Source organism: Pectobacterium aroidearum, from assembly GCF_041228105.1.
Taxonomy (GTDB): domain Bacteria; phylum Pseudomonadota; class Gammaproteobacteria; order Enterobacterales; family Enterobacteriaceae; genus Pectobacterium; species Pectobacterium aroidearum.
In genome coordinates, this window is sequence record NZ_CP166097.1 from 4568341 (window position 1) to 4581606 (window position 13266).

Sequence of the window (13266 nt, forward strand, 5' to 3'; positions counted from 1 at the left end):
TCGCTGCCCTTTATCACTGTCAGACATCCGTCAGACGTTTACGATCGACTTTGCCGCTGCCAGTTTTGGGCAGCTTGTCGAGCACCACAATGCGCCCCGGCACCATGTAAGCCGGTAAGAACTGATGCAACTGTTTGCGCAGCGCCAGTTTGGTCATCTCTGAGCCGGGTTTATATTCCACGTAGCCGACCAGCACCGCCTCATCCCCTTCTCCCTGAAGTTTGACGGCCGCATCCTGCACCTGTTCGATCCGTTTCATCTGCGCTTCGATCTCCCCTAACTCGATGCGAAATCCCCGTAACTTCACCTGATCGTCAAAGCGGCCAAGATACTGATAGCGATCGTCCGCCAGCAGCCGGACTTTATCACCAGTACGATACATCCGCTGTCCGGATTCCACCTGCTGAATAAAACGATCCTGCGTCAGATCGTCACGCTGCCAGTATCCGCTGCTCAGCGCCTCACCGAGAATGCACAGTTCGCCGACCATCCCTTCCGCCAGCGGATGACGATCGTCATCGATCACCAGATGCTGATAGCCCGCCAGCGTGTTCCCCAGCGCGACCGTGTGCTGGTTCTCCAGAGTTGCACCATCGATCTGCGCCATCTGCGACCAAATCGTCGCCTCGGTTGGCCCATAGCAATTCCACAGCGTCCTGCAGCGGCTGACCAGACGCTGCGCCAATCGCAGATCCAGCGCCTCACCGCCGCACAGCGCCACCAGATCGGGTTTACCCTGCCAGCCCGCCTTGAACATCATGCGCCAAAACGCGGGCGTAGCCTGCAATACGTTGATTTCCGGCCGAGCCTGCAAATACGCCGCGACCGCCTGTGGATCTTTGTATTCCTCATGCGTGGTCAGGTGCAGCACGCCGCCAGCCCACAGCGGCCCAAACACCTCCAGCATGGAGATATCAAACGCCAGTGTGGTAATGAGCAGCCAGTCGGCTTTATCCGTTAAAACCAACCGTTCCACGCTGGCATGAATAAAGGTTTGCAGCGCTCGCTGACCAATCACGACACCTTTTGGTTTCCCCGTCGAACCGGAGGTAAACATCATATAGGCCGCCGTTTCCGGTCCACCAGCCTGTGCCAACTGTACGCTCGCGGTGGAATCACTGGCTGAATACGGTAAATCGCTGAGGTTCAGGATCGGGCAGTCAAACGCCAGCGAACCGCCGGTATAGCTGTCCTGCAAGACCACCGCTAGCATCGCTTCCTGCTGAATCGCCTGTAGACGTTCCCCCGGAAAGTCCGGCTCCAGCGGCACAAACGCCACCTGAGAAAACACGCAGGCCAGCAGTGCCGCCACGGAGTCAGGCTGACGGCTCAGGTGCAGCCCTACCCGCTGACCGGCAGTAATGCCTTGCGCAGCCAACATCTGCTGAATCAGCGCCACACGCTGTAGCAGTTCCCGATAGCTGATTTCACGCTCCTGAAAGCGAATTGCTACGCGATCCTGACGCGCATCCTGAGCAAGACGCGCCAGCAGTTCATCGTGCAGGGCGGGCGTCGTCACCCTATGCGGTAGCGGTACCACCAGCGGACTGAGGCGAATCTGTGTCAGCCGCTCCCAGCGCTGTGCCAGCAGTCCATCGAGCAACTGCGTGAGATGGCGGGAAATACTCTGTAATTGCCGATTATCGAACTGTCCGTCAGGCGCCGTCAGAATTAACCGATCGCTCTGCACCTGTACGATCAGCGCCACGGTTTGCGCCGCTTTTTGTACTACCACCGATAACGATGCCATATCCCCAACGATCAGCAGGCTGCTAAACAGCGCATGCTGGGGGGCTGCCGCCGAAACTTCTGATACAGGCCGCGGATCGCACGCCGATCCCACCGCCGCGATCCAGTCGCTGACCAGACGATCGCGCTGGTGAAAATGTGCGATCAGCGGTCTTACGTGGTCAGGGAGATCGGACGCGACGAACGCGGCACACACCTGCTCTTCACCGCTGTATTTGTATAGTAGCCAGCTCCACGCCGCGCTCACCAGCGGCGTGGGATACTCTCGGGGCAGCTCACTGCTGTGGCGCTGTTCACCGTATGCGGCTCCCACCCGCTGTCCAAAGGCGGTGGGTTGCTGAATCTCTGCCAGTGGGTTCACCACGGCTTCATTGCTCCCTGTCATGACAGCGTTTCCTCATTGGCGGTCACTCTCGACTGTGCCAGATACCCGTTCAGCGCCTGCGGGGATGGATAGCGCTGTAAAAGCGCCACACTCACCGGCTGCGCTAACGCACGGCTCAGTGCCTGCGCCAACGTAATACGCTGGAGCGAATCAATACCGCATTCACACAGCGTCTGTGACCAGAGACCGGATTCAGCGAGATGTAGCGTCTGCGCCCACACGCGCAACAGCGACTGGGCTGACGGCGTATCCGGCTGGCTAATACCGCTATCTGCCACCGTTTTCTGCGCAACTACTGAGCCTGTTGCTTTCTCATGCCCGATAATCTCGGCTGGCTGCTGCGGTGCGCTATTGATCAGCGCGACCACCTCGTCATGCCAGCGCATCAGCACCCGACGCGCCTGCGTACTGTCCAACACATCGGCATCAAACTCGAAGCGCAGCAGCATGCAACCCGCCTGCTCACGCACCACCAGATTCAGCGGCATCTCAACTTTTTCATAGGCGGCTGAAAACTCTGGAGATAACCGATGCGGATCGTCAGCGCGTTGGCCCGGTTCTGCTTTCGCACCGGGATAGTTTTCATAAATAAACAGGCTGTTGAACAGACGCGGGCGTCCGGCCGTCAGGGCAATCAGCGACTGCGTAGCATGCTGATTCATCGCCATCAGCTCATTCTGCAACTGCACCAAATGCTGTTGCAGCGACATCGGCTGCTGCCAGCTTAGCGCCAGCGGCAGACTGTTGATGTACAGACCCACGCTGCTCGCTACATCGTCCACCGGGCTTTCCCTGCCCGACAGCACGTTCCCGACAATACTGACCGCATCGCCAGTCGACCGCGCAAGCAGCCGGTGCCAGGCATATTGCGCGATAATGCTGTGAGTGACACCCACTTCGCGGGCAAAGGCGGTTAACGTCGCCTGATCCTGTTCGTTCAGGCTCACGCTGGTAACCTGCGGTTCAATCTGTGTCAGATGCTGGCTGAGATCGGCGCGTTTGCCTGCCGCCGCAAACAGCACGGCCACATCGTTTGTCTGCACTAGCAGTGGCTGACGCTGCTGCCAGAAAGCCTCAACGGCGGGCTGCTGCGCCACGGCGTGCAGCGCATAATCCACATAGGCGCTATCGACCTGAATCGTGGGTGTGTCACCGCGCATTAGCAGCAAATAATCACGGTGCACCGCGCCCAGCAGCTGTGGTCCGCTCCAGCCGTCAATCACGCTGTGATGGCAGCTTAGAAGCACGCGATAGTCCTGCTCGCCCAAACGGAAACAGGCAATGCGCAACAGCGGCGGCTGTGACAAATCAAATCCGGTGCGTAAATCCTGCTGGCGATAGCGTTCAATGACCGCCTGTGGATCGGCCTCCTGCGTGACATCCCGATAGTAGAAAGGCAGGTCTGCCTGCTTCACAATCACCTGTACGCTGGTCTGTTCGCTTTCCAGCGCGGCACGCAGCGCCGGGAACCGCTGAATCTGACGCTGCCATGCCTGACGATAGCCTTCCACGTCCAGCGCCTGTGCATAGCGAACCGGCGTTTGCAGATGATAGGCATCGTCCTGCGGACAGCGCAGGCGGTGATACAGCATCGACTGCTGGAGCGATGACAGCGGCAACAGCGTGTCGATGTCATAACGCTGCGACAGGCTATCGAGCTGCGTCTGGCTGAGCGTCACCGCCGGGAAGTCGCTGGGGGTAAAGACAGTGCCGTGATGTAGCTGAGCCAGACAGGCTGCCGTCAGCGCACGCAGATTCTCAGTCAGCCGTACCATCAGACGTTCACTGTCACGCTGGTTTAAGCAACCGACCTGACGCAGCGTCAGTTGTCCGCCCGCAATACCGCCGTGGAGACTGATAATCTCTGCCGGTTTATTCTCCGGCGCGACACAGACTCCCGGCGCGACGTCCACCGGACGCCATGTACCAGCGGTATGAACCGACAGCCCAAGATAGTTAAACACAATCGGCGAGAGCGTCAGCGAATTGCCCTGCGGGTGATGGTAACGCAGCGGGTTAAACCCAACGCCTTTATCCGGCACCTGACGCAACTGTTCCTTGCTGGATTGAATCAGAGAAGCCCAGTCGGATCGATCTTGCAGACACACCGGATAGGTACTGGTAAACCATCCCACCGTGCGGCTGACATCCAGCGTCGGATCAATCGCTTCACGGCCGTGCCCTTCCAGCATGATGCGCGCTTTGTCGCCCCAACCGAGATCGTTTAGCGTGCGGGTCAGCGCCGCCAGCAGCAAATCGCTGACGTCAGTATTGAAAGCCCGATTGGCCTCGCTCACCAGTTGGCCCGTGGTTTCTGCATCCAGCGTCAGCATGGCGGCACTGGCCTGACCCTGTGGATCCTTCGCTGCCAGTAGCGCCGTCTGATCCACGCCGTCTTCCTGCGCCTGCCAGTACGTCAGCTGTTCCGCATGCTGCGTCGCGTAGTGGTGCAGCGCCGTGCCCCATTGGCGATAGCTCGACGTTTTCAGCGGCAGCGGTTCACCGAGGTACAGCCGCTCCAGATCGTCAACCAGAATGCGCCAGGAAACGGCATCTATCACCAAATGGTGGAAAGCGAGGAACACCGCCGTGTCCGCCTGCGGATGATGACGCACCAGCGCGCAGGCCATCGTTCTTCCCTGCGCGGGATCGAATTCACTCTGCAACGCGGTAAACGCCTGCTGCAGGCCGTCATCACCAAGCTGACGATAATCCAGCGTCGACACCGCTGGGCAAGGTACATCCGTCAGATAGCGTTGCCCTTCGGCATTACAGGCCAGACGCAACGCGTCATGTTGCGCCATCAGCGCCTGTAACATCGTGGTAAGGCGGCCAGCATCCACTTCCGGCAATTGGATCATCGCCGCCTGGTTCCAGTGTTCAGGGCGTGCCAAGGGTTGTTCCATAAACCAGCGCTGAATCGGCAGCAGCGCGAATTCGCCTTCCAGCGTCCCCTGCTCTGCCACAATGCCGGTGTCACGGTTGTTCTGCGCCAACACGCGGCACAGACGCCGCACGCTTTTCGCTTCGAAAACATCCTTCACCGTGCAGGCATAGCCTGCGCTGCGCAGGCGCGTCGTCAGTTGAATACTGAGGATCGAATCGCCGCCTAAGCGGAAAAAGTCATCCTCAACGCCCAGCGGTGTATTCAGCACGCTGCGCCAAATCGTCAGCACGTCTGCTTCCAGCGGGTTGTCAGCTTCGCCATCGCCGTCGCTCGCTTCCAGCACCGGCGGCAGCTGTTTTGTATTGAGCTTGCCGTTCGGTGTCAGCGGCATGTCTTCCAGCAGAATCAGTCGGAACGGCACCATGTATTCCGGCAGATGCTTCGCCACATCAATCAGCACAGCGGCAGGTTCCGGTGTGCCGCCGCCCGCTTTCACCGTGGCATAAGCGACCAGCGCCGGACGGCTTCCCACCTGCGCCACGATAACTTTAACCTGCTTCAGAGACGGGCAGACCGCCGCCAACTGCGCCTCGATTTCACCCGGTTCGATGCGATAGCCACGCAGCTTGATCTGCTCATCAATACGGCCACAGTATTCATAGTCACCGTTGTTCAGCAATCTGGCCTTGTCACCCGTGCGATAAATACGCAGCGTCGCCGCGCCCTGTCCGGTATGGTTCACGTCATTCAGCGTGATGTGTTCAAAGCGGCTGGCAGTCATCTGCGGCTGGTTGAGGTAGCCGCGCGCCAGTCCAAGCCCAGCAAGGCACAGTTCGCCCGGCACGCCCGCCGGGCACAGCTGTCCGGCAGCGTCCAGAATCAGCGCCTGAATATGAGCAATAGGTTTACCGATGGTGACAGGCTGACCTTTACGCAGGCGCGTACTCAACGCAGTGACGGTACACTCCGTCGGCCCGTACATGTTATACAGCGCGACCTTATCGGCCCAATTTTCCACCACGGCGTTCGGGCAGGCTTCACCGCCCATGCCAATAGCCTGAATGCCGTTAACCTGTTTGGGATCGAGAATCGACATCAGCGCCGTCGGCAGGATCAGGTGCGTCGCGCCCGCCTGTTCGGCCTGCACAATCGCCCGATCGTTGGGTTCGCCAAACGCCAGTGTGCCACCACAGCTTAGCGGCAGCAGCGTCGTCATATTACCGGCATCAAAGGAGAGCGACATGCAGTTGAACATGGTGCTTTGCGGCGTGAAATCGATGCGATCGCGATGATCGCCCAACAGGTTGATCAGCGAGCCGTGTTCGATCATCACGCCCTTCGGCAGACCGGTCGATCCCGAGGTGTAGATCACCTGTGCCAGTTGCTGTGCATGGCGTGGAATAGCAGGAGGCTCATCACCCGGTAGATCGTGCCATTGTGCAACAACGGCCGGATCGGCCAGATCGATACGTTGTTCGGCTGACCACTGTGCCAACTGTTCCCCATCGCCACCGAGAATAACAGCAAGATTGGCATCGGTAATGATGTGGCGCAGCCGCTCTGGCGGATAGTCAGGATCCAGCGGCACATAGGCGGCGCCCGCTTTCCAGACGGCCAGCAAGGCAATAACAAAATAGCGATCGCGTTTCGCCAGCACGCCAACCAGCGACTGTTCGCCCAGTCCCTGACAGTGCAGCCAGTGTGCCAACTGATTGGCCTGCCTGTTCAGTTCGCCATACGTCAGCGTATCGGTGCGCTGTTCACCGTCAAAAGCAATCGCCAACTGCTGAGGATCGCGTTGTGCCACGGCTTCAATCACGTCGGTTACGGTTAACAGCGGCTGCGGGTAGCTACGCGGCAGTTGCTGACTTTCCGCCAGCACGGCAGCAAAGCGATCCGTTTCCATTAGCGGCAGATGCCAGACATCGGTTTCCGGCGCCTCAACCACGGCTTCGATCAGCCGGATAAAGCGGTCGGCGTAATACTGGATCGTCTGGCGCTCAAACAGCGCGGTGGCAAAGAGCCAGTCCAGCCGCACCTCACCCATCAGCTCCGTCACCTTGACTGAAATATCCGTTTTAGCTGGCAGCACGGGCGAGGTCTCTTCCTCTGCATCACAGCCAGGGATCAGATCGTTGAAATCCACTTTAGCCTGATACACCAGCATCACCTGGAAGATCGGGTTGATCGCCGTGGTGCGATCGGAACCGATCGCCTCGCTCAGCGCTTCAAAACGATAGAGTTGATGATCGAAGGCCGATAGATCCTGTTCGCGACAGTATTGCAGATAATCAACAAAACGCTGGCTATCCTGTAACTGGGTACGCAACACGATGGTGTTAACGAAGAAGCCGACGACATCTTCGATATCCGGCCGTTCGCGGTAGGCCAGCGGTGAACCAATGACAATGTCTTTCTCGCCGCTGATGCGCGCCAGCATCAGGGAAAACACGGCATGCAGGCCGATAAAGTTAGACGTATTGTAGCGCTGGCACAGACGCTTGAATTTATCCCACAGTTCGTTGTTGATCGCGGAGAAAATGACCTCGCCGCCGCTGTTCTGGTGTGCGGGGCGCGGTTTATCCAACGGCAAGCTGTGTACTTCAGGAATCCCCGTCAGCCGCTCAACCCAGAACGGTTTGAACTCGTTGTGGTAATCCAGAAATGAGTCTGAATTGAACCAGTGTGCGTAGTCGATATAGTTAAGCTGAGTAGGCTCGACGGGGTAAGGCTGGCGGTTTTGACAGGCCAAAAAGGCTGGTTTGAAGTCCGCAAACATATTCTTCACCGACCAGCCATCGGAAATAATATGGTGCTGGGTGATCATCAGAATGTGCACCCGTTCGCTCATTTTCACCAACCGCACGCGGGTGAGATCGCCCGCCGTGAGATCGAACGGACGGCTGATTTCCGCTTTCACCTTCTGCTGCAAGCGCGCTTCCCGTTCAGCTTCCGGCAACGATGAGAAATCATCATGCTGTATTACAAACGGTTGATAGGCATCGATACGCTGTTCGCCCTTACCCTGTTCATTGACCACAAAACGGGTGCGCAGGCTGGCGTGGCGCTGCGCCAGCGCGTCAAAGGCAAACTCCAACGCAGCCACATCCAGCGTGCCGGTCAGGCGAAAGTAGACCGGCATGTTATAGAGGTGTGATTGTTCTTCGTACTGTTCGATAAACCACAGCCCGCTTTGCGATGACGACAGCGGGCCAGACGTCGCATTCTGCGGCGTAATGGGGCGTTCAAACGCCTGCTGCGCCGTCAGGCAGCGCACGATGGCATCTTTGTTTTCCTTAATCGTGCGCCCAATGTCTGCCGTGATCGCATCTTTGCTGGACTGCGAAATCAACTGTCCCTGCGCATTTAACGCCAGACGGACACCCTGCCGCTCTAACTGCTTTAACAGCGTTACGATATCTTTCATGACTTGTCACTCTCTCAGCAAATCAGGCCGTCAGCGTTGCCCCGCCATCCACCACCACGTCCTGCATGGTGATATGGCTGGCCAGATCGGAAGCCAGAAAAACCACGGTATTGGCGATCTCTTCCGGCTGAGCAATCTTGCCCAGTGGAATACCCAGTTTGTACTGGTCAGGAAAGCCCGCGATAGTGCGCTGCTCGGCATCGGCGCTGTGCCACATGCCGCGCTGCATCGGCGTATCCGTCGATCCCGGCGACACCAAATTGCAGCGCACGCCGTAAGGTGCCAGCTCCAAACCGGCACAGTGAGACAGGCTGGTGAGCGCCGCTTTCGAGGCGCAGTACGCCGCCATCTGCATACGGGGAACATGCGCGGCATTGGAGCCGACGCAAACAATCGCGCCGCGGCGCTGCTGCTTGAAATGTGGAACCAGTGCGTTCAGCAGATAAAACGCGCCCGAGGCGTTGACGTTGATGCACTGGTGCCAGTCGTCCACGCTCAGCGCGTCGATGTCGCCCAGACGCAAAATCCCGGCGGCATTGACCAGCACGTCGAGTCCCGTTTCTGCCAGCAGCTGGCGACAGACCGCCGCCACGCTGTCCGGCTCGCTGATATCCAGCGTCACACAGGTAAACGGGCGATCCTGATGTCGGAATGCGCGATCAAATCCGATCACGTTCGCACCCAACCCGACAAACTGGCGGGCAATGCTTTCGCCAATGCCGCTCGCCGCACCGGTTACCCAGACGGTCTGGCCGCTGAAATCAAACTGAGGAGGTTGTGCCTTGTTCATCATTTTCCCTACCACACCATTTCCACGCTGTTTTCATCCTGTGACAGCCTGTCGTCCAGATAGCGGCAGAAGTCGCTGAGTTGGGGATGATCGAACACATCAGACACCTTGATGCTGACGGAAAATTCTGCGGCCAGACGGTTAACGATCTGGATGGTCTGCAATGACTGTCCGCCCAGCTCGAAGAAGTTATCTCGCGATTGGATCCCCGAGACGCCGAGGATCTGCTGCCAAATTGCGCTAACCCGGTTTTCGGTTTCGCTGGCCAACGCCTGCGCAGGTGCTTCGTCGTGGTATTCCGCCAACAGACGTTTGCGATCGACCTTGTTGGAGCCGGTTTTCGGCAACTGGCGGAAGGCGCGATAATCGGTAGGGATCATCGCCGGCGGCAATACGCTGCCCAGGCGCTGTTTCAGCGCACGCGCATCGATCTCACCGGCTTTCGTGGCAACAAACGCCACCAGACGCCGCACGCCGTTGGGGTAAACAATGCCCTGAACACAGGCTTCATCAACATCCGGCTGTGCCAGCAGATGGGCTTCGACTTCCCCTGGCTGAATCCGGTAGCCGCTGATTTTAAACTCGTTATCCATGCGCCCGAGATACAGCAGTTGTCCTTTTTCCAGTCGTACTCTGTCGCCCGTGCGGTAAGCCGGAAGCTCACGGTCGCCCACCGCCAACTGCGTAAATGCCGTGTGCTCCGTGCCGATATAACCCGCCGCTAGCGTTGGCCCCAACAGTACCAGTTCCCCTTCTGCCGCAGGGCGGTCGCCCGCCGCCAAAATCAGCGCGTTGACGCCTGCCAATGGCAGACCGATAGGAAGCTGTGCCACATCGGCAGACTGCGTTTGCAGATCGCAACTGGTCGCCACCACCGTGGTTTCCGTTGGGCCATAGGTGTTGATTAAGCGCAGCGTATTCGGTGCATGGCGTTGCCACTGCACCAGCTGTTCGGGATACACCGCTTCACCCCCGATGATGATGGCGCGCAGTGCGGAAGGCATGGTCAGTGCGCCAGTTTTCAGCCCGACCACCCATTCATTCCAGAATGCAGTCGGCAGATCGAGCAACGTAATTGCCAGTTCTTCGACCTGTTCGACAAAGGTCGGTATCGATTCCAGCATCTCATCGGTGCGCAGTACCAGCGTCGCACCGCTGATCAGCGTGGCAAAGATCTCTTCGATGCTGGCATCAAAGTTAAACGGGGCAAATTGCAGCACGCGATCCGCCGCACGTAGGCCATAGCGCTGGCGTGCCGCCGCGATGAAGTGATCCAGCGCGCTGACGCCGATCTCCACACCCTTCGGCAATCCGGTCGATCCCGAGGTGAACATGACATAGGCAATCTGACTATCTCTCGCTTCCGCAGGTGGCAGGGCGGCATGCTGCGCGTTGGATGACAGAAGATGCCCTGCCAGAACGATCTCGCCGGAAAAGACCGACGCCAGCCGATGCTGGTAATCCGCCTGCGTCACAATCGTACGCAGCCCGGCAATCTGGATAATGTGCTGCTGACGTTCATGCGGCTGTTCAGGATCGAGCGGTACATACACCGCGCCACACTGCATCACAGCCAGCAGGCAAATGATGGTTTCAGGGCTGCGGTTCAGCATAATGCCGATGCGCTCACCGGGCTGCACACCACGTTCGTGAAGCGCAGCGGCGGCCTGATCGCTCAGATCCAACAACTGCTGGTAGCTGTACTGCCGATCGCGCTGTGTCAGTGCTGTATGATTCGGGTTTTTACGCGCCTGCTTGGCGATTGCCGTCAGAACCGATTCAACGAACGGTTCAGGCTCGCGGCTGGTGATCAAGGCAAGCTCACGTTCTTCACGCAGCCAGCGCCCCAGAAGCTCACCGCTGGTTTGTCGCGGCTGCGCCAGCCAGCGCTGAAGCAGTGTAAACAGGGTTTCTTGCAGATTGGCCAGTGCTTCCGCACTGTAACAGGCCGGGTTGGCATCAAAGTCCAGCACCGGTGTGCCGTCTGGTTTGAAATGGATCTCAATGGTCAGATCTTCTACCGGTCCGGCGCTGAGATTCAGCGTGCTGGACGACAGCGATCCGTAGCTGAGCGGATGATCAAACGGCATGATATTGATCAGCGGACCGAAAAGCCGCTGTTCGCCGCCCACACGGTTCAGATCGCGACGTAAGTGCTCATAGCGATAATGCTGATGCCGACGCAGCGTGCGCTTGGTGCGAGCAACCTGCTGCGCCAGCGCCACAAAATCCGCCTGCTCATCCACCTGAATACAGAGCGGCACAATATTCATCTGCATGCTCGGCACCGTCAGCGAGGCGGAACCGATACGGTTCATCACCATCATGCCGAACGTCAGTCGGTCACTGCCGGACACCAGTTTGAGGTGCGTCGCCAGCATCGCCAAAAATAGATCCGGCCAGCTGATTTTATTGCCTTCACACAGCGCCGTTAGCGGTTGCCAGAGATCTTCAGGCATATCACAGCTTTGACGCAAAAAACGCGCCGCGATAGGTGCTTTCTTCTCGCTGAAGCTGGCGGGTTCCGGCATCGCATTCAGCGTCTCCAACCAGAAATCCCGTGCCTGCGCCGTCTGCCCGCTGGCATCACGCTGCTGTTCCTCTTCCAACACATCGCTAAATGGACCAAACTCGGCCATCGGCACGGGCTGCCCCGCCGTCAGCGCGGTGTAAATCTGGGCGATACGCTGAAACAGCATGGTGGTGCCAAAGCCGTCCAGCGCAATGTGATGCACGCAACTATAGAGAAAATCACGTTTTTCACCACATAGCAGTGCAAAGCGGCAGGGTAATCCGTTCAGCAAATCCAGCGGCTGGGAGATTTCCTCACGCGCCCACTGGCGTATCGTCTGCGCTTCATCCGTTCTCGGTGCGGGCAACAGCTCTACAATCGGCAGCACGCCGATCGGTACCGGCAGTTGTGAAGCCACAAAGCCAATCTCTGGCTGGTCGGCCTGTTCAGCCGCCACCTCAACAAACTGGCAGTACAGGCATTCACACTCCATGACAGCCTGACGGATCGCGCTCAGCATGGCTTCAATGTCGACTTTGCCATCAAACGCGATGCACTCCGCCGTGTTGAACGTCGCCTTATCATCGTTCAGGGCATGGCCTAACCACAGCCCACGCTGCGCAACGCTCAATGGCTTCATGATGCAGCTCCCTGCTGTTTTTCGATCAGTGCCCACCACGCATTCAGACTGGGGTTACGCGCCAGATCGACAAAACTTAGCGTGATGCCCTGATTGCGCCATTCGGTCAGCAGCGCCATCATGCGCACCGAGTCCAGACCGTAGTCGATCAGGTTTTCATCTTCATCGAACTGATCTTCTTCTTCGTCGATCAAGGTCAGCAGGTGTGCTCTCAGTCCTTGCTTCGTCAGTGTCTGTGCCATTTTTGCTCCTGTGAGTTCTGCCGTGCTAACCACTCGTCCGGCGCGCGTCGCCACATATTTCAGCGCCATCTGGTGTTCCTGAAGTGAGAAATCCGCCACCGCATCGCCGACCATGAACGGCTTGATGTCGCGCATGAAAGCATCCGTCGCGGTAATCATGCAGCCGATATGCCCGTAAACACCGCAGATAATCAGCTGATCTTTAACCATTTCTTTCATCATCGGTTCCAGCGGCGAACGGTGGAATGCGCTGTAGCGCCACTTCACCAGCACGGTGTCGTGCTCATCCGGCGCCAGCGCACTCACGACACGCTGCTTGTCAGGGTGATTATTCAACCCTGCTCCCCACATGTCGTTCAGCAGCGCCCGGTCGGCCGCGCTTTGTGCATTCGGCTGCGCGGTATACACCACCGGAATCCCCTGTGCTTTGCAGTAGGTTCGCAACGCCGCAATGTTCTCAATCAACTGCTGCGCCAGCGGGCTGTCTGCACCATAGAAATTCACGAAATAGTCCTGCATGTCGTGAATCAGCAGCACCGCACGCTCAGGCTCAAACGCCCAGGAAACTTTGTTGTCCGGGAAATCCTGTGCGCGCGGCAGGGGATAAGAAGCAATAGAAGGGATTGCCATCACA

The 13266-nt window shown here is 58.2% G+C and carries 5 protein-coding genes; all 5 read right to left on the minus strand.

The genetic code is table 11. The features are described from left to right. Positions 1 to 19 precede the first annotated feature (19 nt). The 5 genes from AB8809_RS20605 to AB8809_RS20625 are packed head-to-tail and all read right to left on the minus strand — an operon-like array spanning position 20 to position 13262. Positions 20 to 2134, minus strand: coding sequence for an amino acid adenylation domain-containing protein (locus AB8809_RS20605; RefSeq protein ID WP_349856477.1), 2115 nt, complete (start codon positions 2132 to 2134; stop codon positions 20 to 22). Then, positions 2131 to 8448 carry an amino acid adenylation domain-containing protein gene (locus AB8809_RS20610; protein WP_349856478.1) on the minus strand — a complete coding sequence of 2106 codons (6318 nt, stop codon included), beginning with the start codon at positions 8446 to 8448 and terminating at the stop codon, positions 2131 to 2133. The genes AB8809_RS20605 and AB8809_RS20610 overlap by 4 nt, the downstream gene beginning before the upstream one ends. A gap of 22 nt (positions 8449 to 8470) precedes the next feature. Further along, on the minus strand, positions 8471 to 9241 hold the full coding sequence (dhbA, locus tag AB8809_RS20615; protein WP_349856479.1) for a 2,3-dihydro-2,3-dihydroxybenzoate dehydrogenase: 771 nt from the start codon (positions 9239 to 9241) through the stop codon (positions 8471 to 8473). Between the two features lie 5 nt (positions 9242 to 9246). Beyond that, positions 9247 to 12390 (minus strand): amino acid adenylation domain-containing protein, encoded by a 3144-nt coding sequence (locus AB8809_RS20620; RefSeq protein WP_349856480.1) that lies wholly within the window; start codon positions 12388 to 12390, stop codon positions 9247 to 9249. After that, positions 12387 to 13262 (minus strand): isochorismatase family protein, encoded by an 876-nt coding sequence (locus tag AB8809_RS20625; RefSeq protein ID WP_349856481.1) that lies wholly within the window; start codon positions 13260 to 13262, stop codon positions 12387 to 12389. Before AB8809_RS20625 ends, AB8809_RS20620 begins: the two co-directional genes overlap by 4 nt. Positions 13263 to 13266 lie beyond the last annotated feature (4 nt).